The sequence below is a fragment of the Bacillus sp. TH22 genome (assembly GCF_016651015.1).
Lineage (GTDB): Bacteria > Bacillota > Bacilli > Bacillales > Bacillaceae_G > Bacillus_A > Bacillus_A mycoides.
In genome coordinates this window covers 2,539,975-2,562,745 of the sequence record NZ_JAEKER010000001.1, presented here as the reverse complement: position 1 = coordinate 2,562,745, position 22,771 = coordinate 2,539,975, and the positions used below count along the sequence as shown (strand labels likewise).

General features: G+C 39.5%; 16 protein-coding genes, 2 tRNA genes and 3 rRNA genes. 16 read left to right on the top strand and 5 right to left on the bottom strand.

What is annotated here, in order from left to right; translation table 11 throughout:
- Window positions 1-44: 44 nt before the first annotated feature.
- On the top strand, window positions 45-1,142 hold the full coding sequence (gene mutY / locus JFU18_RS13015) for an A/G-specific adenine glycosylase (RefSeq protein ID WP_002091125.1): 1,098 nt from the start codon (window positions 45-47) through the stop codon (window positions 1,140-1,142).
- Between the two features lie 238 nt (window positions 1,143-1,380).
- Here the strand turns inward: mutY and JFU18_RS13010 are convergent, their stop codons facing one another.
- Window positions 1,381-1,557 (bottom strand): hypothetical protein, encoded by a 177-nt coding sequence (locus JFU18_RS13010; RefSeq protein WP_002091123.1) that lies wholly within the window; start codon window positions 1,555-1,557, stop codon window positions 1,381-1,383.
- 125 nt (window positions 1,558-1,682) lie between these two features.
- Here JFU18_RS13010 and JFU18_RS13005 point away from each other — a divergent pair, with 125 nt between their 5' ends.
- The 4 genes from JFU18_RS13005 to JFU18_RS12990 all read left to right on the top strand — a co-directional run bounded on the left by JFU18_RS13005 (window position 1,683) and on the right by JFU18_RS12990 (window position 5,071).
- Entirely contained in the window at window positions 1,683-1,964 is a 282-nt protein-coding gene (locus JFU18_RS13005) for a gamma-type small acid-soluble spore protein (protein WP_002125062.1), read from the top strand.
- Between the two features lie 187 nt (window positions 1,965-2,151).
- Window positions 2,152-2,406 (top strand): YgaB family protein, encoded by a 255-nt coding sequence (locus JFU18_RS13000; RefSeq protein WP_000997588.1) that lies wholly within the window; start codon window positions 2,152-2,154, stop codon window positions 2,404-2,406.
- A 319-nt stretch (window positions 2,407-2,725) separates the two neighbouring features.
- Entirely contained in the window at window positions 2,726-3,256 is a 531-nt protein-coding gene (gene ntdP, locus JFU18_RS12995) for a nucleoside tri-diphosphate phosphatase (protein ID WP_000506630.1), read from the top strand.
- A gap of 54 nt (window positions 3,257-3,310) precedes the next feature.
- Complete coding sequence (locus JFU18_RS12990; RefSeq protein WP_002091119.1) at window positions 3,311-5,071, top strand: ABC transporter ATP-binding protein; 1,761 nt, start codon at window positions 3,311-3,313, stop codon at window positions 5,069-5,071.
- A gap of 13 nt (window positions 5,072-5,084) precedes the next feature.
- Here JFU18_RS12990 and JFU18_RS12985 read toward each other — a convergent pair whose 3' ends face one another.
- The 3 genes from JFU18_RS12985 to hemL form a co-directional block, all read right to left on the bottom strand.
- Entirely contained in the window at window positions 5,085-6,173 is a 1,089-nt protein-coding gene (locus JFU18_RS12985) for an aromatic acid exporter family protein (RefSeq protein WP_002063696.1), read from the bottom strand.
- A 422-nt stretch (window positions 6,174-6,595) separates the two neighbouring features.
- Entirely contained in the window at window positions 6,596-11,032 is a 4,437-nt protein-coding gene (locus JFU18_RS12980; RefSeq protein WP_201032417.1) for a glutamate synthase-related protein, read from the bottom strand.
- Between the two features lie 203 nt (window positions 11,033-11,235).
- On the bottom strand, window positions 11,236-12,534 hold the full coding sequence (gene hemL / locus JFU18_RS12975; protein ID WP_002010346.1) for a glutamate-1-semialdehyde-2,1-aminomutase: 1,299 nt from the start codon (window positions 12,532-12,534) through the stop codon (window positions 11,236-11,238).
- 127 nt (window positions 12,535-12,661) lie between these two features.
- Between hemL and JFU18_RS12970 the strand changes: the two genes are divergently transcribed.
- The 6 genes from JFU18_RS12970 to perR all read left to right on the top strand — a co-directional run bounded on the left by JFU18_RS12970 (window position 12,662) and on the right by perR (window position 16,955).
- A complete protein-coding gene (locus JFU18_RS12970; protein ID WP_002010347.1) occupies window positions 12,662-13,675 on the top strand; it encodes an ABC transporter ATP-binding protein in 1,014 nt (337 codons plus the stop codon).
- Window positions 13,668-14,459, top strand: coding sequence for an ABC transporter permease (locus JFU18_RS12965; RefSeq protein ID WP_000521522.1), 792 nt, complete (start codon window positions 13,668-13,670; stop codon window positions 14,457-14,459). Before JFU18_RS12970 ends, JFU18_RS12965 begins: the two co-directional genes overlap by 8 nt.
- Window positions 14,460-14,463: 4 nt before the next feature.
- On the top strand, window positions 14,464-15,249 hold the full coding sequence (locus JFU18_RS12960) for an ABC transporter permease (RefSeq protein ID WP_002091114.1): 786 nt from the start codon (window positions 14,464-14,466) through the stop codon (window positions 15,247-15,249).
- Window positions 15,250-15,321: 72 nt separating this feature from the next.
- On the top strand, window positions 15,322-15,726 hold the full coding sequence (locus JFU18_RS12955) for a potassium channel family protein (RefSeq protein WP_002091112.1): 405 nt from the start codon (window positions 15,322-15,324) through the stop codon (window positions 15,724-15,726).
- 44 nt (window positions 15,727-15,770) lie between these two features.
- Window positions 15,771-16,226 carry a thioredoxin-dependent thiol peroxidase gene (gene bcp / locus JFU18_RS12950; RefSeq protein ID WP_201032418.1) on the top strand — a complete coding sequence of 152 codons (456 nt, stop codon included), beginning with the start codon at window positions 15,771-15,773 and terminating at the stop codon, window positions 16,224-16,226.
- A gap of 300 nt (window positions 16,227-16,526) precedes the next feature.
- Window positions 16,527-16,955 carry a peroxide-responsive transcriptional repressor PerR gene (gene perR / locus JFU18_RS12945; RefSeq protein ID WP_165762387.1) on the top strand — a complete coding sequence of 143 codons (429 nt, stop codon included), beginning with the start codon at window positions 16,527-16,529 and terminating at the stop codon, window positions 16,953-16,955.
- A gap of 86 nt (window positions 16,956-17,041) precedes the next feature.
- Here perR and JFU18_RS12940 read toward each other — a convergent pair whose 3' ends face one another.
- On the bottom strand, window positions 17,042-17,398 hold the full coding sequence (locus JFU18_RS12940) for a YgzB family protein (RefSeq protein WP_002063699.1): 357 nt from the start codon (window positions 17,396-17,398) through the stop codon (window positions 17,042-17,044).
- Window positions 17,399-17,750: 352 nt separating this feature from the next.
- Between JFU18_RS12940 and JFU18_RS12935 the strand changes: the two genes are divergently transcribed.
- From JFU18_RS12935 to JFU18_RS12915, 5 genes are all read left to right on the top strand, one after another.
- Window positions 17,751-19,302, top strand: a 16S ribosomal RNA gene (locus JFU18_RS12935).
- A gap of 146 nt (window positions 19,303-19,448) precedes the next feature.
- Window positions 19,449-22,372: ribosomal RNA gene (locus tag JFU18_RS12930) — 23S ribosomal RNA — on the top strand.
- A gap of 100 nt (window positions 22,373-22,472) precedes the next feature.
- A 5S ribosomal RNA gene (gene rrf, locus JFU18_RS12925) occupies window positions 22,473-22,588 on the top strand.
- The 16S, 23S and 5S rRNA genes sit together here with 2 tRNA genes alongside, the layout of an rRNA operon.
- An 8-nt stretch (window positions 22,589-22,596) precedes the next feature.
- Window positions 22,597-22,671, top strand: a tRNA-Asn gene (locus JFU18_RS12920).
- 2 nt (window positions 22,672-22,673) lie between these two features.
- Window positions 22,674-22,765, top strand: a tRNA-Ser gene (locus JFU18_RS12915).
- The last annotated feature ends 6 nt before the right edge of the window (window positions 22,766-22,771 follow it).

Below are 22,771 nucleotides of genomic sequence, written 5' to 3'. Positions count from 1 at the left end.
CTTTATAATAGTACGTATATGCAAAAAAATGAGGGGGATCAAGTTTGACACTTGAAATATTAAATGAGTTTAACATAGAACAGTTTCAAAATGATTTAATTGGTTGGTTTGAAAAAGAACAACGTGATTTACCGTGGCGAAAAAATAAAGATCCATACCGTGTTTGGGTTTCAGAAATTATGTTACAGCAAACAAGGGTAGAGGCTGTAAAACCATATTACGCAAATTTTATGGGGAAGTTTCCTACGCTTGAAGCGCTAGCAACTGCCGATGATGAAGAAGTATTAAAAGCATGGGAAGGCTTAGGTTATTATTCTAGAGCACGAAATTTACATGCTGCAGTAAAAGAGGTAAAAGAAGTATACGGCGGGACAGTACCGAGCGATGTAAAGAAAATTGAAAAATTAAAAGGAGTGGGACCATATACAAAAGGTGCCATTTTAAGTATTGCATATGGCATACCAGAGCCAGCGGTTGATGGAAATGTTATGCGCGTATTATCTCGTATTTTATCAGTGTGGGATGATATTGCAAAACCGAAAACGAGAAAAGTTTTTGAAGAGATTGTGCGTGAAATTATTTCTATAGAAAATCCATCTTATTTTAACCAAGGTTTGATGGAATTAGGGGCATTAATTTGTATACCGAAAAATCCATCTTGTTTACTTTGTCCTGTACGTGAACATTGCAGAGGGTATGCTGAAGGTGTTCAAAAAGAACTACCAGTGAAGAGTAAAGCGAAAGCACCTACAATGGTACCGCTCGTTGCGGGAGTACTTCAAACTGAAGATGGCCGTTACGTAATTAATAAACGCCCAAGTACGGGATTACTGGCTAATATGTGGGAGTTCCCGAATATTGAACTAAGTGAAGGTATTCGTAATCAAAAACAACAGCTTACGGATTATATGAAGGAGAGCTTTGATCTCTCTGTTTCTATTGATGAATACGCGATGAATGTACAACATACTTTTACACATCGTACTTGGGATATCTTCATATTTTACGGAAAAGTAACAGGTAATATTGTCGAAACGGATACATTAAAGTTTGTATCGAAAGAAGCGTTTGAACAGTTACCTTTCTCGAAATCACATCGTACAATTTACGAAAAGTGTGTTGAGAAAATTACAATGCAGTAAAGTGAAACTTTAATCAGTGGGGGGTTTCTTCATCCCCCACTGATTATTAGCCTTCACCAATCGGGCTTTTATGGGCAGCAAGGCCCCAACCTAACTTCTTTGCTTTCGCTGCATTTTGAGGTGTGGTCTTACTGCCCGGCAAATAGCGGGATAAATAATAAAAACGTGTTCCAGAACTTTGGAACACGTTTTTTATATTGAAAATAAATTTGTATTTTGAGGTTGAAAATCCACGCGTTTATAATCCGCCCCGTGACTCGATTTCTTTCACAACTTCTTTATAAATCGTTTGGCCCTCTACATTTAGATAAGGCATAATTTGCTGAAATGAATGATGAAAATAAGCTAATTCATCCTCTTTCCATTCATTTTTGGAAATCATAGTTAGCTCAGTCATATCACGTCCAGTATACATATTCCCACCTCCATCATATGTAGTTTGAATGAGTGATAAGAGATATATGCGTGAATTTTTAAAAAGAAAATTAAGGATAACTTCTAAGTGAATTGGTTACATTATTGATTGTGGAGGTGAGAAAGATGAGTAAAAAACAACAAGGTTATAATAAGGCAACTTCTGGTGCTAGCATTCAAAGTACAAATGCTAGCTATGGTACAGAGTTTGCAACTGAAACGAATGTACAAGCAGTAAAACAAGCGAACGCACAATCAGAGGCACAGAAAGCACAAGCTTCTGCTGCTCAAAGTGCAAATGCTAGTTATGGTACAGAGTTTGCAACTGAAACAGATGTGCATGCAGTGAAAAAACAAAATGCACAATCAGCTGCAAAACAATCACAATCTTCTAGTTCAAACGAGTAATGAAAGAAAAACACTTCTCCAATTTGAGAGAAGTGTTTTCTTTGTGTGCGTGTCACTGTAATGAAAATAAAGGGAACGACATAACTTCTAATAAGTCAACAAATGTAGTCAAAGGAGAAAGAAGTTCACGATTAGAAATATGTAATAGGAATTATAAATGGCGAATGAATCAAAAAGGGGGTAAGTGATGAACGACTTTGATAAGTTGGTAGGAGAGCAGTTGGAAACGATGGATGAGCTTTTAAAGTTACAATCGCATTTAGAGAAGTATCAGCAAATTGAAATGAGTGAAAGGGATACGTGCGATAAAAAAGAATTGCATTTTATCCGTCAAGAAATATATAGAACAGAAATAGCATTAAAACTTTTACATGAAAAATTTGAACAGCAAACGAATAATGTGATTCAATCTTTTGAAATCGAAAAAATAATTTCAAATTAAGGGTGAGATATGTTGTTGATTTTAGGTGAAAAGTCCTTTCTTAAACAGAGGTGAGGGGGCTTTTCTTTTTGTTATATCTTCGTTTAATCTTCTAAAATACGTATTGCTAATTCATAGGAAATGTTCCTTCGTTAAAAGGGTTAGTGATGTGGTATTCAATAATACAAACTTCATTATATTCCTCATGAAAACAAGTGTCCTATCGCTTTAGTTTTAAAATTTTGACAAAAAAGTTATAATAGAAAAAAAGTGAATGCAGTTCAAGGGGTAGTTAAGACAACTTAAGAAAAGCATTTGCGGTTGAAAGAAGGGAGCATATATGGGATTTCCCAAAGAAGGAGAAAAGGTACAAATACATAGTTATAAACATAATGGCTCCATTCATAGAATGTGGGAAGAGACAACAATTTTAAAAGGGACGCAGAGCCTTGTGATCGGAGCAAATGATCGTACAGTAGTTACGGAATCAGATGGTCGAACATGGGTTACTCGCGAACCTGCGATTTGTTACTTCCATGCTAATTATTGGTTTAATGTAATTGGAATGCTAAGAGAAGAAGGAGTATATTATTATTGTAATTTAAGTTCTCCTTTTGCATATGACTCTGAAGCATTAAAGTATATTGATTACGACTTAGACATTAAAGTGTATCCAGATATGACATATACACTTTTGGATGAAGATGAGTATGAAAAGCATAGTCAAATCATGCAGTATCCACCTGTTATTGATACAATTTTAAAACGAAATGTAGCACATTTAACACAGTGGATTCATCAAAGAAAAGGTCCATTCGCACCGGATTTCGTAGATATGTGGTACGAAAGATATTTAATGTACAGAAATTAAAACAAACCTGCAGGGAATTTCCCGGCAGGTTTGTCCTATTAGAGGGGGGATTATGTGCAAGGTATAAAAAGATATTTACAATTTGTTAAACCATATCGATGGCTTATTGCTATTACAATTATTATTGGTCTTGTGAAGTTCGGTATCCCGCTTATTATGCCATGGTTATTAAAGTATATTATTGATGATGTTATTCAAGGCACGGGATCGCTTCAAGAAAAAACGTCTCAATTAATAACCGCAATTGGGATTGCTTTTTTTATTTTTGCAGTAGTAAGACCGCCGATAGAATATTATCGTCAATATTTCGCGCAGCGCATTGCCAATACAATACTATACGATTTACGAAAATACATTTTTGGGCACTTGCAAAAATTGAGCTTACGTTATTATTCGAACACAAAAACAGGGGAGCTTATTTCACGTGTAATCCATGATGTAGAACAAACGAAGGACTTTGTAATTACTGGTCTTATGAATGTCTGGTTAGATACTGCAACAATTGTTATTGCCATTATCGTTATGTTTTCTATGAATATAAAATTAACCTTTGTTGCTTTATTAATCTTACCTATTTATGTAGTTGCAGTGAAATATTTTTTCGGGCGCCTTCGAAAATTGACGAAAGAGCGCTCGCAAGCGTTAGCAACTATGCAAGGGTATTTACATGAACGTATTCAAGGGATGCAAGTGACACGTAGTTTTGCATTAGAAGAGTATGAAAGAGGACAGTTTGAAAAGAGAAATAATGAATTTTTAACGAAAGCACTAACTCATACGAGTTGGACGGCGAGAACGTTTTCGGTAGTGAATACGTTAACGGATTTAGGGCCGTTACTTGTTATTGGTTTTGCGGCATATGAGGTAATTCAAGGGTCGTTAACACTGGGTACGATGGTTGCTTTTGTTGGATATATGGATAGTTTATATAGTCCGCTTCGTCGCCTTGTTAATTCATCTACAACATTAACACAGTCTTTCGCCTCGATGGATCGAGTGTTTGAATTGTTGGATGAAAAATACGATATTGTTAATGTGCCAAATGCGGTGCAAACGAAAAGGCTAGATGGGGAAGTTATATTTGATAATGTTTCTTTTCGTTATAATGCGGATGAAAAAGAAATATTGCATAATCTGTCATTAACTATGCGCCCGGGAGAGAAGGTTGCGCTTGTAGGGGCAAGTGGAGGAGGAAAGTCATCTCTTGCTAGTTTAATTCCGCGTTTTTACGATGTTTCTGAAGGTGCAGTTTATATAGACGGGATAGATGTAAGAAAGTATAATATGAGAAATTTACGTAGTCATATTGGAATTGTGCTACAAGATAATTTATTATTTAGCGATACAATCGGGGCTAATATTTTATATGGCAATCCGAAAGCTACAGAGGCGGAAGTGATTTCAGCTGCCAAAGCTGCACAAATTCATAATTTTATTACAGAGTTGCCAGAGGGCTATGATACTGTCGTTGGGGAACGTGGTGTGAAATTATCTGGTGGACAAAGACAGCGTGTAGCAATCGCACGGGTTTTTCTAAAGAATCCGTCTTTACTTATATTAGATGAAGCAACTTCCGCTTTAGATTTAGAAAATGAACGATATATTCAAGAGGCACTGCAAACGTTAGCTGCAGATCGGACAACAATTATTATTGCACATCGATTAGCGACGATTACGCATGTTGATACAATTATTTATGTTGAAGATGGTGAAATAAAAGAAAAGGGTTCTCATGAAGAGTTAATGAAAAAGAGGGGATTTTATTACAATCTATATCAACTTCAGCATATAACAGAAACAGCTCCTTTAGCGTAAAAGGAGCTGCTTTTTATTCGTCTTCTTTTTTATCTTCGATTTGGAGTTCGCTTTCTGGTTTATGGTATGTGTAGAAGCTATCCACAAGTAAATCTAAATGCTCTACTTCCTCACTGTAGTTAATAATTGAAGAAATAAGAGGGAAGAGGTGTAACCATATTTTATATGCTTCCTCATCGTCCTTATTTTGATAATCCATAAAGATATCAATCAATTCTTGTTTACCGGTTTCAACTTCATCAAGCATCTCAACAGATTGTTGTTTCTTTGCTTTACCAATAAATTTTAATAACACTTGTTCGTGATAATGCGTTAATGAATCAAGTTCGTTTTGAATAGATTCCTGAAACTCTTCTGGCATATAGCGCAGTTCATTTTCGGTGCGATGTAATGATTTTAACGTGCTTAAAGCGCGGCTTGTTGTCGCTAACATTTGTCTGAATAAAACGAGCTTACGAATTTTCGCGAATTGTATTTTTTTCGTATAGCTTCTTTCTTCTTTATACAGCAAATAGTAATGATTTAGTTTAATCATTTTTTCTTTCATGCGATCAATATCGGTTTTTAGCGTTGTAAAATCAGAAGCTTGCCTACTGTTCATACGAATCCATTTAACAATTTCCTCTGTATTATCAACGATGCGATGGTAAAGTTTTGTTTCATATTTTGGCGGCATAAATACTAAATTTACAAGCGAAGCCGCAATAATTCCAATCATAATCGTCGCGAATCGAAGTAAGGCAAAATTAAAGAAATCTTCGCCTTGATACTCCATAATGGCGATAACTGTTACTAAAGCGAGTGATATTGTTTTTTCTAAGCGTAATTGTAAAGTAAGAGCAATTACTAATATACACGTTAATCCAATAATAAAAGGATTATGTCCAAAAGCAGTAGCAAATACGATAGCGAATACAGCACCAATTACGTTTGCTTGAATTTGCTCAAGAGCAGTTAAATACGAGCGGTATACAGACGGTTGAACAGCAAAGATAGCTGAGATTCCCGCAAATACAGGACTCGGTAATTGAAGTAAAATACAAGCAAATAAAGCTAATGTAATGGCAATACCCGTTTTTAAAATGCGAGCACCAAGTTTCATACCCTTATTGATATCCTTTCTCTTGTCATAATGAATGTACAACATGATACTATACATTCATTACAATATGTTAGCAAGTGATATTTTAGTGACGTTAAAAAGTTTAATAAATAAATTCCAATCAATTTATAATTTCTCCAAATTCTCTTTAAACATCTATTCTTTAATAAAAAAACCTGCTGAATTTCAGCAGGTTTCAAATTGTTATTCTAGATTACTATGCGATGCTCGCTTCGTCAATTTTTTTATCCCGCATTAACGGGCAGTAAAACTCCCACCTCAAAATGCGACTGGAGCAAAGAAGTTAGGTGGAAGATCAACTGCCCGTAAACACCCGATTGGTGAGGGCTAATAATCAGTGGGGGATGAACAAAACCCCCACTGATTAAAGTTTCACTTTATGAAAATAAATATTGTACATATCATTCAGTTGAAATAGATGGATCCGCCTGTTCTTTTTTCGGGATAATTTCATAGAAGTGAAGCTGGATATCATCTAATAATGGTGTTAACAAAGCGACTTCTTCATATTGTTCGTGCTCATTTAATACACGAATGTAGTCTAATAATAATTCATTCACATCTTGCAAACCATTTTTACTAATTGGCTGCAATGTTACATTTGCACCTTTAGCAATTCTTCTTTTTAAAGCGTGTTCTGTTAAACCTAAGTTTGGCTCATGATGTAAATAAACAACACCACCAGTCATGCCGGCACAAATCCATGGACCAGGATCTCCTAAAACAAGAGCGCGACCATTTGTCATATATTCAAAAGCAAATCCTTTTATATTAGAATATACTCCGATATTTCCTTGTTCTTTTTCGCGGAGTGGTTTTGTAATTCTGCCTCCAATTATCATATCTGCTCCAGAAAGGCGAATGCCAGCACGAGCATCAGCGTTACCTTGCACGTATAATGCACCTTTTTGAGCACCGTATCCAAATCCTTTTCCGACAGAACCGTTATAATATGTTCCATCTGTTCCTTTTGCTTTCGTTATATAAATGCCACCGCCAAATGAAGTTTTTCCAATTCCATCTTGCGCGCCACCATTTACGTGTATAAATAAGTTCTCGCTATTGTACGCGCCTAATCCGTTTCCGGGAACAGATCCGTTTGTATACTTTAATGTAAGTGGTTCAAGATGAGTGTTTTCATATAATTTGCTACGAATACGATAACAGGATTCTAGACCGCCCATTACGCGTTGCTCTACGCCGACGCTTACTAATTCTTTTGACTGGAGAGAATTTGTTGTTTCAAATTGTTTTTCTTGTACAGATGCCGTTATTTTCACAGATGAATCTTCTATCGTTTGTATTAAATTACGTAAGTCTAATAAGTCCTTGCCTCGAGTTTGTTCTAATAAATCCGATCGTCCGATAATATCTTGTAAGTTTGTGTAACCGAGCTGCCCTGTTAAACGTTTCAATTCTGTACCGAAAGTAGTGAATAGGCTTAATAGCCCTGTAACTGCGCTTTCTAATTCACGTGGAACGAAACGGCGCAGTCCATGTTCTTTCGCTTGAGCTTCAGACTCAATTTGTGTTGCAATTCCGACGTGGCACGTATCAAGATGACAACCACGGCAAGTTGTACAGCCGATTGCAATCATTGATAATGTGCCAAATCCGATCCGGTTTGCTCCAAGGAGCATGATTTTTAAGGCGTCATTTACACTTCGAATACCGCCATCTGCCCAAATCTCTACTTTATGTCTCATATTTGCTTCTAGTAACGCATTGTGAGCAGCTTTAACACCAATCTCTACAGGAAGACCAACATGTTGCAATGCGTGAATACGCGCAGCACCTGTTCCGCCATCAAATCCACTAATGTTAATAAAGTCAGCACCAGCTTTTGCGATACCGACAGCAATTGTTCCGATGTTAGGAACGACAGGAACTTTTACAGCTACTTTTGCAAGATGATTAGCCGTTTTAATTTCTGTAATCATTTGAGCCAAGTCTTCAATTGAATAAATATCATGGTTGTTAGAAGGTGAAATTAAATCCGAACCAATTGTAGCATTACGTGCTTCCGCAATTTTGGCAGTCACTTTTGAACCAGGCAAATGTCCACCTTCGCCAGGCTTTGCTCCTTGACCTATTTTAATTTCAATTAAATTTGATGAATTTAGTAGTTCAGCGTTTACTCCAAATCGGCCAGATGCAACTTGTTGTCCGCGTGTATGTGGGTACTTACCAATCATATCTTTAATTTCGCCGCCTTCACCGTTCAAACTAATCATATTTAGCTGATCGGCAGCTTCTGCATACGCGCGAAAGGCAATTTCATTTTGAGAACCAAATGACATGGAACTAATAATAAATGGTAAATCATGATTGTGAATGCCGATGGACACTTCTTCAGTCGGAACTACATGCTGTGCTTGTTTTGTTTGAACAAGGTGCCTGATTGCGATGGGAGTGTTTTCTTCTAATTCACTTAACTTGTCGCGGTAATCATCATAAGAGTTTCCTTTTGCAACATCACCAATTGCTTTCCAAATCCGCGGGAATATATGAAATGATTTTCGCATTCTAACTTTTGGATTGTTAAAATCCTCAGCTCGAATTTTTGCATCTTCAGCAAGTGATTCAAGTGAAAAAGCTAAATTATTTGAACCGCAGAAGTTTGTAATTTGTAATATATTTGCGATTTCCTCATGTAATCCAATAGAGGAGAAGAGGCGACCGTAACCGCGTAATTCATGAATTCCAATCGTTGAAATTACTTTCTCTAGTCCTTTATTAAGTGCGGTATACAAATTAGTAATTGGTAATTTTGTTTCATCATTTACCGTTGCGAACAATAAATATGGATTAATACCATCTGCCCCTAATCCGTATAGCGTGACGATATCGTGTAAGGAGCGAAGGGCACCGGAACGTATAACGAGAGAGCATTTCCGGCGTAATTTATTTTCAGTTAATGCTTGATGTACTTTAGCAGTAACTAAATGTGGGTCAATCCATAACAGTTCATTTTGATGAGATTTAGCGTCATCTAATAATAGTAGGGAAGCACCATTTTTAACGGCTGCTATCGCTTCGGAACTAATTCGATTTAATGCGATTTGTAGAGTTTCTGATGGACTAAATGTAATAGAAATTGTAGAGACCGAGCTATGAGTAATGAATAGCTGTATAAGTTGTTCGTACGTAATCGTGTGTAAGTCTGCCGCGATAGATTGAGCTAAATTCCCTTCTAAAATAATGGGTGAAAGCATCTCGATTACAAATGGTTGTTTAGAGTTATCTAATAAACCCGGACGCTCTCCGAGTACAGTACGTGTGGAGAAGTGTTCAACTTCGCGATCGCGATCGATTGCTGGATTTGTAACAACGGCTACACTTTCCTTAATGAAATCAGCAATATTTCGTCTATCTGTATCAAGTGCGGCAAGTGGTGAGTCGTGCCCAAGTGACCGAATTGGTTCGACGCCTTTTGTCGCCATTTGTTCAAGGAGCTGAATATGTTCTCGATCCCAGCCAAAAGCGACGTATTGATTCGTTTCAACTTGAACCGAATCACATAATCCCTCAGCTTCTTTCGTTTCAGGGATAGATAAGTTTACATGATAATTGGTAACATCGATTCGTTTCTTAAAACGGTTATATACTTCAATTTGATAATTGTCGTATTCATAGAGAACGAGCTCATCTTGTTGATTCCATTTTAATCCAACTTTTTCTCCAGGAGCGAGTGGTTTCGGCTCTGCTACATATTCAGTTGGTGATACAACGCCAGGTTCAGAAGAGAAAATATAGGAGCTCTCTGTCTCTACTTTCCAAACTGGGCGTAATCCAAGGGAATCGACACTGAAAACAGCTTCATCTTTATAACGTGAAATAATACCAGCTGGACCTTGTGCGAAATGCCCCCAAGCCTCACGTATATAAGTGTATAAGTTTTGTAAGCTTGTTTCGTAAAGTTTTATTTCATTAATAATTGGTGGAAATAATATATCCATTGCTTCAAATAAACTGTAGTTATACTGAACGAGAAGGGTTTCTAAGGTGCGGTTTAAATCTTGGGAATCACTGCCCACGGCAGTAAGTGGTACATTAATCATTTCAGCTTGATCGCGTAATTTTGCAATCGTGTTAATTTCGCCATTATGTCCGAGAATGCTAAATGGTTGTACACGAAAAAAATTAGATAACGTATTAGTAGAATAGCGATTATGTCCTAGTGTCATAGTTGAAGCGATAAGTGGGTGTTGTAAATCATTGTAATAAGCAACGAGTGTATCGCCAGCACCGAGAACTTTATATACAACATGTTCATGACTTAATGAGGCAACATGAATTGCTTCATTTTCTTCGATTTTTATTGTTACAGAAAATAATGTTTGTTCAATATTTTTAACTTCACTTTCGGCGATAAGGGCAATTTGCCAAAATAAAGGTTCTTCTTGTTTACCAAGAGGACCAAGTGCATCTGAGTTTATTACATCATCATTTTCGAGAACAATTGTAAAGCTTTCATTGTTTAGTTGCGTACGAATGTAATCTTTTAACTCAGCAATGTTTTCTTTTTTGTTTAGAAAAAAATGTCCAACGATAAAGTGGGGATGATCCACAATCGTTGGATTATATCCGCTACTTTTCAGTTTTTCATTCCAAAGTGCTTTTGGCATGTCGATATGAATTCCGATACCATCTCCTTCGCCATTAATGAAACCAGCTCTATGATTCATTTTGACTAGCGATTGTATACAAAGATCGATGTTTTCTTTTGTAGGATTTCTTCGTTTTTCCATAACGGAAACGATTCCACACGCATCGTGTTCTGCATTTTTATAATTCCGAAATAAAGACGGTGTCCATTTATTTTTTTTGTTGAGCATCCGTCAATCCCCCCTCTGGAAAATGAATTTTGAATAATCTTACTATTTAAGGCGTGAACTGCCTTGTATACATGGATAGTAAGGATATAAAAGAATATAAAACAGATAATTATGAATAATTATACTATTAATGAGGGATTTATGAAATAGAAAAAAGGAAAAAAGAAAGATGGGCTTTCTTTTTTCCTTTTGTAATGAAGAGATTATTTATTGTTCGCTAGGGTAGAAAATGCTCTGCCAACAGCTTCAATTGTATATTCAATATCTTCTTTTGTATGTTCTGTCGTTAAGAACCATGCTTCATATTTAGAAGGTGCTAAATTAATACCTTCTTGAAGCATCAGCTTGAAGAATCTACCGAACATTTCACCATCTGTATTTTTGGCTGCATCGTAATCTTCAATTGTATTTGTTGTGAAGTATACAGTTAATGCACCCTTTAGACGGTTTACTGTAATATCGATGTTATGTTTTGTAGCTTGATCTAAAATTCCTTTTTCAAGCATTGCGCCAAGTGCATCTAATTTCTCGTATACGCCTTCTTGTTGAAGTACTTCTAGGCAGGCAATCCCTGATGCCATAGAAGCAGGGTTCCCAGCCATTGTACCAGCTTGGTATGCAGGACCGAGCGGTGCAACTTGTTCCATAATTTCTTTCTTACCACCGTAAGCACCAATTGGAAGTCCACCGCCGATAACTTTACCAAGTGCTGTTAAATCTGGGGTTACGCCAAGTAAGTCTTGAGCGCCGCCATACATAAAGCGGAAAGCAGTAATAACTTCATCATAAATTACTAGTGCACCAGCTTCGTGAACAAGTTCATTAACTTTTTCAAGGAAGCCAGGTTTTGGCTCAACAATACCGAAGTTTCCAACGATTGGCTCTACAAGGATAGCTGCTACTTCATGTCCCCATTTATCTAACGCTTCTTTTAAAGTTTCTACATTATTAAACGGAACAGTAATAACTTCTTGAGCGATACTTTGTGGCACACCCGCTGAATCAGGAATTCCAAGAGTAGAAGGACCAGAGCCAGCTGCTACAAGTACTAAATCGGAATGACCGTGGTAACAACCAGCGAATTTCATAATTTTTGTGCGGCCAGTGTAAGCACGAGCAACACGAATGGTTGTCATAACGGATTCTGTACCAGAGTTCACGAAGCGAACTTTATCTAAAGCGGGCATTGCTTCTTTTAACATTTTTGCGAATTTTACTTCTAATGCTGTTGGAGTACCGTATAGTACGCCGTTTTCAGCCGCTGTTTTAATTGCTTCTGTCACGTGTGGGTGAGCATGTCCAGTAATAATAGGGCCATACGCTGCTAAATAGTCGATATATTTATTTCCATCTACATCCCAGAAATAAGCACCTTTTCCGCGTTCCATTGCAACAGGAGAACCGCCTCCAACTGCTTTAAAAGAACGGGAAGGACTATTAACACCACCAACGATATGTTCTAAAGCTTCTTTATGTAACGCTTCTGATTTTGTGAAATTCACTACAATTCATCTCCTTACAAAAATCTATGTATTATTCTAACATGTTTTTTGAAAAGACGTATTGTTTGTGATAGAAGGAGCAGTTGGGTAAACTATTCGTTGTGACATTTAGGAAGGGGGTCCGATTATGAAATCGGTAATTGAGGTACAAGGGTTACGTAAAGAGTTTACAGCTTATTCAAGTCGTCCGGGATTAAAGGGTGCATTTCGCGATTTATTAAATCGTAATTATAAAATAGTACCAGCAGTAAATGATGTTTCTTTTACTGTAAAGCAAGGTGAAATGGTTGGTTATATTGGTGAGAATGGTGCTGGTAAATCAACGACGATTAAAATGCTTACAGGGATTTTGACTCCGACATCAGGACAAATTACAGTGAATGGAATGAATCCACACAAACAGAGAGAAGAATTTGTAAGAACAATCGGCGTTGTGTTTGGTCAGCGTTCCCAGCTTTGGTGGGATATTGCTGTACAAGAATCATTTCGTTTATTGAAGAAAGTGTACGGTGTATCAGACGCTCAGTATAAGGAACATATGGAACATGTTATTGAAACGTTAGATATCGGTCCTTTATTAGATAAACCGGTACGGAAATTATCTCTTGGTCAAAGAATGCGTTGTGAATTGGCAGCGGCGTTAATTCATAATCCGCCGTTATTATTTTTAGATGAGCCAACAATTGGACTAGATGTTCTTGTGAAATTGAAAATACGAGAATTCTTAAAAGAGATGAATGAACGTTATAAAACAACAATTTTATTAACGACACATGATATTACTGATATTGAAGCTTTATGTGAACGCGTCATCATGCTTGATGAAGGGAATATTATGTATGATGGATCTTTAGATAATCTTCGTACGCAGTGGGGAGTAGAGAAGGAAATACATTTTCAGTTTGTTGCCCCAGTTTCATACCAGGAGTTATCAATGGTTATGCCAGATAGCCATGTTGTGTGGTTAAAAGCGAAAGAAGAAAACGCATGGGTTGCAAAAATACCGAATGAAGAAGTTATCATTTCTATGTTGATTTCTAAAGTAGTACAAGCCTTTCAAATTAAAGATTTGAAAATTAACGAAGTGTCTACAGAGGAAATTATTCGTAACATTTATGAAGAAGGTATTATGCATGGGTAAGTATATTGAAATGATTCGGATTCGCTTTTTAATGATGCTTGCTTATCGTACAAATTATTACAGCGGGATTTTAATTTATACGATTAACATTGGTGCGTATTATTTTTTATGGCAAGCAATTTATAGCGGGAAAGAGAATATTGAAAGTTTATCTATTTCGCAAATGACTACGTATATTGCGATCGCATGGATGGCACGCGCTTTTTATTTCAATAATATAGATAGAGAAATTGCGATGGAAATTCAAGAAGGACGTGTGGCGGTAGAGCTAATTCGTCCATATAACTATTTAGGTATGAAAGTTATGCAAGGGCTTGGAGAAGGGATATTTCGTTTTGCTTTCTTTTCAATTCCGGGCATGGTTATTGTTACGTTATTATTTTCATTACAAATTACAACAAATTTTCAAACGTGGTTATATTTCTTCTTATCTTTAATATTTAGTTTTATCATTAATACACAAATAAATTTAATGACAGGAATGCTTACATTCTTCTTATTTAATAATAGTGGAATTATGTATGCGAAACGTGTTGTTATCGATTTATTTTCTGGTTTATTATTACCGATTAGTTTTTATCCGTTATGGGCCCAAAAAGCAATGGTGTTTTTACCGTTTCAAGCAATTAGTTATATTCCAAGTATGATTTTCTCTGAAGGTATACAAGGAAGTAAGTTATATGAAGCTTTATTATTTCAAGTGATTTGGGCAATTATACTTATTATTCCAATTGTACTGATGTGGAAAACGGCGAGAAAACGTCTAATCGTACAAGGGGGATGACGAGATGATATATATAAAATTATTTTTGCAATATGCAAGTCAATATATAAAAACAAAATTGGAGTATCGTGGCGATTTTATCGTCGGATTACTTTCAGATTTATCACTACAAGCTGTTAATTTAATCTTCATTCTCGTTGTGTTTGGGCATACCCAAGCACTAAAAGGGTGGAGCCGAGAAGAAGTAATCTTTATTTATGGTTTCTTTTTAGTACCGTTTGCCATTTTTTCAGCTTTCTTTAATATATGGGATTTTAATGATCGTTACATTATTAAAGGAGAAATGGATCGTATATTAACGAGACCGATTCATAGTTTATTTCAAATTATATTAGAAAGAATGGAACTTGAATCTTTAATTGGAGCCATTACGGGGATTATTGTGATGGGTTATGCAGCAATGGAGCTGCAATTATCTTTTTACTGGTATGATTTCTTCTTATTCCTACTTATGGTAGGGGGAGGGGCACTTGTGTACGGCGGGATATTTGTTACGCTTGCAAGTCTTGGCTTTTGGTCGGATGCGAAAAGTTCCATTATGCCGCTTATGTATAACATAGGGAATTATGGACGCTATCCTGTTGATATTTATAACCGTGTTATTGGCTTTGTTTTAACGTTTGTTTTACCGTTTGCATTTGTTGGGGTATATCCAGCAGCATACTTTTTAAGAAAAACAGAGTGGAATAGCTATGCTTTCGCAACGCCAATTGTTGGTGTTATCTGTTTTACTATTGCAATTACCCTCTGGAATCAAGGGGTTAAACGATATCGTGGTGCGGGGAATTAATTATAGAAGCTTGTTCGTTTCTAAGGGATAAATCAGCTATAGTCCTCATACATATAAAATGAGGTGGAGGACATGTTATGGGGATTTATTCTATTAATTGCGGCAATCGCTATTTTGAGAAGTGTCCAATTATTATGGAGTTCATATTCAAATTCCAATCGTTTCTTTTCGCTGTACAATTTAGCTACGTTGTTTTTAATTTATACAACGGTACTGATTGCGTTTGGATTAAGTTATGTTGTGCTAGAGGAAATGGGTTTTGCGGTTTTAAAAGAAGATGGGGATAGGCTAAGTGCTCATTCCTTTCAACTCGTTGAAATATGTTTATATTTTAGCGCGGTTACTTTATTGTCCGTTGGATATGGTGATATAGCTCCGATTGGAATCGGAAGATGGATTGCAATTGGAGAAGCACTAATTGGATATACATTACCGTTTGCTTTTGTGGTAAGGACTGTAATGGACAATGAAAAATAAGGTAGCATTTGTTATAGTAATAGAAAAGAAAAGGAGTGATAACAATGATCACAGTAGGAGAAATAGCACCGGAATTCACATTAGAGGGAAGTACGGGAGAACAAATTCGCTTAGCTGACTTCCGAGGTAAAAATGTAGTTTTATATTTTTACCCAAAAGATATGACTCCAGGGTGTACAACCGAAGCATGTGATTTTCGTGATGCATATGGATTATTCCAAGAGAAGGACACGGTCATCCTTGGTGTAAGTCCTGATTCGGTGAACAGACATATGAAATTCATCGAGAAGCATGAGCTTCCATTTGTACTTTTAGTAGATGAAGATCATAAAGTAGCAGAATTGTACGATGTTTGGAAGTTGAAAAAGAACTTTGGAAAAGAGTACATGGGAATCGAGCGTTCTACATTCCTTATCAATAAAGATGGTGAACTTGTAAAAGAATGGCGTAAAGTGAAAGTGGAAGGACATATTGAGGACGTTCTTTCTTATATAAAATAAATCTATATTAATGTGGAAAAAAATACATATGTAAGGCATGCGTCTATACATATTTTCTTGCGATACATAAAGTGAAAGTGTAGGGCATACCTCCTCAGATGATAGTATTCCAAGTGCGATTATGTCGCACTTTTTTCTATGTAAATGTATAGGAAATGCGGGAAGGTACATAAGAATAAGGCTATATACAAAAATAAACCACATACTTATAGTAGAAATATTGACGATTTATAAGAAAAAGAGTACACTCTTTATAAGAATTATAAAATAATAATCCGTATAGAATCGGGGTGCATGACGGTGGTCAAAGAAGAATTAAAAGAAGCGCTAGAAATGCTGAAAAATACGGGTGTACGCATTACTCCACAGCGTCATGCTATTTTAGAGTACCTTGTGGAATCTATGACGCACCCAACAGCGGATGACATTTATAAAGCATTAGAAGGTAAGTTTCCAAATATGAGTGTTGCGACTGTCTATAATAACTTACGTGTGTTTAAAGAAGTTGGACTTGTAAAGGAATTAACTTATGGGGACGCTTCAAGTAGATTTGATTATGTTACAAGTCAACATTATCATGTGATTTGCGAAAAATGTGGTAAGATTGTTGATTTTCCTTATGGAGGTTTGGAACAGCTTGAAGAGGAAGCTGCGAAAACGACAGGATTCATTATTAATAGTCATCGCTTAGAAATTTATGGCGTTTGTCCAGAGTGTCATAAGGCGTAATATATAATAAAGAAAGAGGGTGACGATTAAGTCACCCTCTTTCTTTATTATATAGGGATGAAAAAATACTAAAGTGAAAGTACGTGTTATCCTTTATAGCTTTTTTTATTGTACTTCTCATTAAATTCTTTTCCTTCTAAACTCGGATCCAGTGTTAAAGGTTGGTTGCAATGCATGCATGCGTCGACACGACCAAGCATTTTTGTTGGCTTATCGCAGCTTGGACAAATAATTTGTACAGTCTTAGTAGATAACATACCAATCCAAAAGTAAACGACAGTACTAGCGATAACAGCTAAAAAGCCAACCATCATAAATGTTGTCATAATAATAATGTTGTCACGGAAAAAGACTCCTAAGTATGCAATGAAGAGACCGATAAATACTAAACTTAATGCGAAGGTCCGAATTTTATTGATTTTGTTCGAATATTTAATGCTCATTCTCACCACGCTCCTATAATAACAATATAACATAAAATTTAGAATTTTCACTCGTGTGTAAACTTAGTAAAATGATAAGGAGATATGATTTTTTAAGCTTTTAACGGGATGTGAAATTTTTTTATAAAAAGTATTGACCCTACATATACTGCATGATATATTAATAAACGTCGCTGATGCGGAAACGCAGTGAACGACAAAAAAAGAAATTCGAAAAACTTAGTTGACATCGGAATACGAAGATGTTAACATAAGAAAGTCGCAATTGAGCGACGAAGTAGTTCTTTGAAAACTGAACGAAACAAACAACGTAAACGTCAATTTTTATTTTTAGATGCTAGACAAACTAACTTTATTGGAGAGTTTGATCCTGGCTCAGGATGAACGCTGGCGGCGTGCCTAATACATGCAAGTCGAGCGAATGGATTAAGAGCTTGCTCTTATGAAGTTAGCGGCGGACGGGTGAGTAACACGTGGGTAACCTACCCATAAGACTGGGATAACTCCGGGAAACCGGGGCTAATACCGGATAATATTTTGAACTGCATAGTTCGAAATTGAAAGGCGGCTTCGGCTGTCACTTATGGATGGACCCGCGTCGCATTAGCTAGTTGGTGAGGTAACGGCTCACCAAGGCGACGATGCGTAGCCGACCTGAGAGGGTGATCGGCCACACTGGGACTGAGACACGGCCCAGACTCCTACGGGAGGCAGCAGTAGGGAATCTTCCGCAATGGACGAAAGTCTGACGGAGCAACGCCGCGTGAGTGATGAAGGCTTTCGGGTCGTAAAACTCTGTTGTTAGGGAAGAACAAGTGCTAGTTGAATAAGCTGGCACCTTGACGGTACCTAACCAGAAAGCCACGGCTAACTACGTGCCAGCAGCCGCGGTAATACGTAGGTGGCAAGCGTTATCCGGAATTATTGGGCGTAAAGCGCGCGCAGGTGGTTTCTTAAGTCTGATGTGAAAGCCCACGGCTCAACCGTGGAGGGTCATTGGAAACTGGGAGACTTGAGTGCAGAAGAGGAAAGTGGAATTCCATGTGTAGCGGTGAAATGCGTAGAGATATGGAGGAACACCAGTGGCGAAGGCGACTTTCTGGTCTGTAACTGACACTGAGGCGCGAAAGCGTGGGGAGCAAACAGGATTAGATACCCTGGTAGTCCACGCCGTAAACGATGAGTGCTAAGTGTTAGAGGGTTTCCGCCCTTTAGTGCTGAAGTTAACGCATTAAGCACTCCGCCTGGGGAGTACGGCCGCAAGGCTGAAACTCAAAGGAATTGACGGGGGCCCGCACAAGCGGTGGAGCATGTGGTTTAATTCGAAGCAACGCGAAGAACCTTACCAGGTCTTGACATCCTCTGAAAACTCTAGAGATAGAGCTTCTCCTTCGGGAGCAGAGTGACAGGTGGTGCATGGTTGTCGTCAGCTCGTGTCGTGAGATGTTGGGTTAAGTCCCGCAACGAGCGCAACCCTTGATCTTAGTTGCCATCATTAAGTTGGGCACTCTAAGGTGACTGCCGGTGACAAACCGGAGGAAGGTGGGGATGACGTCAAATCATCATGCCCCTTATGACCTGGGCTACACACGTGCTACAATGGACGGTACAAAGAGCTGCAAGACCGCGAGGTGGAGCTAATCTCATAAAACCGTTCTCAGTTCGGATTGTAGGCTGCAACTCGCCTACATGAAGCTGGAATCGCTAGTAATCGCGGATCAGCATGCCGCGGTGAATACGTTCCCGGGCCTTGTACACACCGCCCGTCACACCACGAGAGTTTGTAACACCCGAAGTCGGTGGGGTAACCTTTATGGAGCCAGCCGCCTAAGGTGGGACAGATGATTGGGGTGAAGTCGTAACAAGGTAGCCGTATCGGAAGGTGCGGCTGGATCACCTCCTTTCTATGGAGAATTGATGAACGCAGTTCATCAATAAACGTTGACTTGTTTTGTTTCGTTCAGTTTTGAGAGAACTATCTCTCAAGTTTAAATGTATGTTCTTTGAAAACTAGATAACAGTGTAGCTCATATTTTTTTAATTTTAGTTTGGTTAAGTTAGAAAGGGCGCACGGTGGATGCCTTGACACTAGGAGTCGATGAAGGACGGGACTAACGCCGATATGCTTCGGGGAGCTGTAAGTAAGCTTTGATCCGAAGATTTCCGAATGGGGAAACCCACTATACGTAATGGTATGGTATCCTTACCTGAATACATAGGGTATGGAAGACAGACCCAGGGAACTGAAACATCTAAGTACCTGGAGGAAGAGAAAGCAAATGCGATTTCCTGAGTAGCGGCGAGCGAAACGGAATCTAGCCCAAACCAAGAGGCTTGCCTCTTGGGGTTGTAGGACATTCTATACGGAGTTACAAAGGAACGAGGTAGACGAAGCGACCTGGAAAGGTCCGTCACAGAGGGTAATAACCCCGTAGTCGAAACTTCGTTCTCTCTTGAATGTATCCTGAGTACGGCGGAACACGTGAAATTCCGTCGGAATCTGGGAGGACCATCTCCCAAGGCTAAATACTCCCTAGTGATCGATAGTGAACCAGTACCGTGAGGGAAAGGTGAAAAGCACCCCGGAAGGGGAGTGAAAGAGATCCTGAAACCGTGTGCCTACAAATAGTCAGAGCCCGTTAATGGGTGATGGCGTGCCTTTTGTAGAATGAACCGGCGAGTTACGATCCCGTGCGAGGTTAAGCTGAAGAGGCGGAGCCGCAGCGAAAGCGAGTCTGAATAGGGCGTTTAGTACGTGGTCGTAGACCCGAAACCAGGTGATCTACCCATGTCCAGGGTGAAGTTCAGGTAACACTGAATGGAGGCCCGAACCCACGCACGTTGAAAAGTGCGGGGATGAGGTGTGGGTAGCGGAGAAATTCCAATCGAACCTGGAGATAGTCTGGTTCTCCCCGAAATAGCTTTAGGGCTAGCCTTAAGTGTAAGAGTCTTGGAGGTAGAGCACTGATTGAACTAGGGGTCCTCATCGGATTACCGAATTCAGTCAAACTCCGAATGCCAATGACTTATCCTTAGGAGTCAGACTGCGAGTGATAAGATCCGTAGTCAAGAGGGAAACAGCCCAGATCGCCAGCTAAGGTCCCAAAGTGTGTATTAAGTGGAAAAGGATGTGGAGTTGCTTAGACAACTAGGATGTTGGCTCAGAAGCAGCCACCATTTAAAGAGTGCGTAATAGCTCACTAGTCGAGTGACTCTGCGCCGAAAATGTACCGGGGCTAAATACACCACCGAAGCTGCGAATTGATACCAATGGTATCAGTGGTAGGGGAGCGTTCTAAGTGCAGTGAAGTCAGACCGGAAGGACTGGTGGAGCGCTTAGAAGTGAGAATGCCGGTATGAGTAGCGAAAGACGGGTGAGAATCCCGTCCACCGAATGCCTAAGGTTTCCTGAGGAAGGCTCGTCCGCTCAGGGTTAGTCAGGACCTAAGCCGAGGCCGACAGGCGTAGGCGATGGACAACAGGTTGATATTCCTGTACCACCTCTTTATCGTTTGAGCAATGGAGGGACGCAGAAGGATAGAAGAAGCGTGCGATTGGTTGTGCACGTCCAAGCAGTTAGGCTGATAAGTAGGCAAATCCGCTTATCGTGAAGGCTGAGCTGTGATGGGGAAGCTCCTTATGGAGCGAAGTCTTTGATTCCCCGCTGCCAAGAAAAGCTTCTAGCGAGATAAAAGGTGCCTGTACCGCAAACCGACACAGGTAGGCGAGGAGAGAATCCTAAGGTGTGCGAGAGAACTCTGGTTAAGGAACTCGGCAAAATGACCCCGTAACTTCGGGAGAAGGGGTGCTTTCTTAACGGAAAGCCGCAGTGAATAGGCCCAAGCGACTGTTTAGCAAAAACACAGGTCTCTGCGAAGCCGTAAGGCGAAGTATAGGGGCTGACACCTGCCCGGTGCTGGAAGGTTAAGGAGAGGGGTTAGCGTAAGCGAAGCTCTGAACTGAAGCCCCAGTAAACGGCGGCCGTAACTATAACGGTCCTAAGGTAGCGAAATTCCTTGTCGGGTAAGTTCCGACCCGCACGAAAGGTGTAACGATTTGGGCACTGTCTCAACCAGAGACTCGGTGAAATTATAGTACCTGTGAAGATGCAGGTTACCCGCGACAGGACGGAAAGACCCCGTGGAGCTTTACTGTAGCCTGATATTGAATTTTGGTACAGTTTGTACAGGATAGGCGGGAGCCATTGAAACCGGAGCGCTAGCTTCGGTGGAGGCAGTCGGTGGGATACCGCCCTGACTGTATTGAAATTCTAACCTACGGGTCTTATCGACCCGGGAGACAGTGTCAGGTGGGCAGTTTGACTGGGGCGGTCGCCTCCTAAAGTGTAACGGAGGCGCCCAAAGGTTCCCTCAGAATGGTTGGAAATCATTCGTAGAGTGCAAAGGCATAAGGGAGCTTGACTGCGAGACCTACAAGTCGAGCAGGGACGAAAGTCGGGCTTAGTGATCCGGTGGTTCCGCATGGAAGGGCCATCGCTCAACGGATAAAAGCTACCCCGGGGATAACAGGCTTATCTCCCCCAAGAGTCCACATCGACGGGGAGGTTTGGCACCTCGATGTCGGCTCATCGCATCCTGGGGCTGTAGTCGGTCCCAAGGGTTGGGCTGTTCGCCCATTAAAGCGGTACGCGAGCTGGGTTCAGAACGTCGTGAGACAGTTCGGTCCCTATCCGTCGTGGGCGCAGGAAATTTGAGAGGAGCTGTCCTTAGTACGAGAGGACCGGGATGGACGCACCGCTGGTGTACCAGTTGTTCTGCCAAGGGCATAGCTGGGTAGCTATGTGCGGAAGGGATAAGTGCTGAAAGCATCTAAGCATGAAGCCCCCCTCAAGATGAGATTTCCCATAGCGTAAGCTAGTAAGATCCCTGAAAGATGATCAGGTTGATAGGTTCGAGGTGGAAGCATGGTGACATGTGGAGCTGACGAATACTAATAGATCGAGGACTTAACCATATAATATGAAGCAACGTTATCTAGTTTTGAGAGAATATATAAAATTTATTGACTTTCAGGGTGAATAAGTTATAATAATGATTGTCTCAAAAGAATAATGTCTGGTAATGATGGCAGAGAGGTCACACCCGTTCCCATACCGAACACGGAAGTTAAGCTCTCTAGCGCCGATGGTAGTTGGGACCTTGTCCCTGTGAGAGTAGGACGTTGCCAGGCAATATTATTCCGCAGTAGCTCAGCGGTAGAGCTATCGGCTGTTAACCGATCGGTCGTAGGTTCGATTCCTACCTGCGGAGCCATTGGAGAGCTGTCCGAGTTGGCCGAAGGAGCACGATTGGAAATCGTGTATACGTCACAAGCGTATCAAGGGTTCGAATCCCTTGCTCTCCGCCATAAGGA

Bases quoted from the DNA above. Each gene is read 5' to 3' on its own strand.
- JFU18_RS12940 (WP_002063699.1), bottom strand. From the start codon at position 17,398: ATGAGCATTAAATATTCGAACAAAATCAATAAAATTCGGACCTTCGCA.
- bcp (WP_201032418.1), top strand. From the start codon at position 15,771: ATGATCACAGTAGGAGAAATAGCACCGGAATTCACATTAGAGGGAAGT.
- ntdP (WP_000506630.1), top strand. From the start codon at position 2,726: ATGGGATTTCCCAAAGAAGGAGAAAAGGTACAAATACATAGTTATAAA.
- JFU18_RS12985 (WP_002063696.1), bottom strand. From the start codon at position 6,173: ATGAAACTTGGTGCTCGCATTTTAAAAACGGGTATTGCCATTACATTA.
- JFU18_RS12955 (WP_002091112.1), top strand. From the start codon at position 15,322: ATGTTATGGGGATTTATTCTATTAATTGCGGCAATCGCTATTTTGAGA.
- JFU18_RS13000 (WP_000997588.1), top strand. From the start codon at position 2,152: ATGAACGACTTTGATAAGTTGGTAGGAGAGCAGTTGGAAACGATGGAT.
- JFU18_RS12960 (WP_002091114.1), top strand. From the start codon at position 14,464: ATGATATATATAAAATTATTTTTGCAATATGCAAGTCAATATATAAAA.
- JFU18_RS12970 (WP_002010347.1), top strand. From the start codon at position 12,662: ATGAAATCGGTAATTGAGGTACAAGGGTTACGTAAAGAGTTTACAGCT.
- JFU18_RS13010 (WP_002091123.1), bottom strand. From the start codon at position 1,557: ATGTATACTGGACGTGATATGACTGAGCTAACTATGATTTCCAAAAAT.
- JFU18_RS13005 (WP_002125062.1), top strand. From the start codon at position 1,683: ATGAGTAAAAAACAACAAGGTTATAATAAGGCAACTTCTGGTGCTAGC.
- JFU18_RS12965 (WP_000521522.1), top strand. From the start codon at position 13,668: ATGGGTAAGTATATTGAAATGATTCGGATTCGCTTTTTAATGATGCTT.
- JFU18_RS12980 (WP_201032417.1), bottom strand. From the start codon at position 11,032: ATGCTCAACAAAAAAAATAAATGGACACCGTCTTTATTTCGGAATTAT.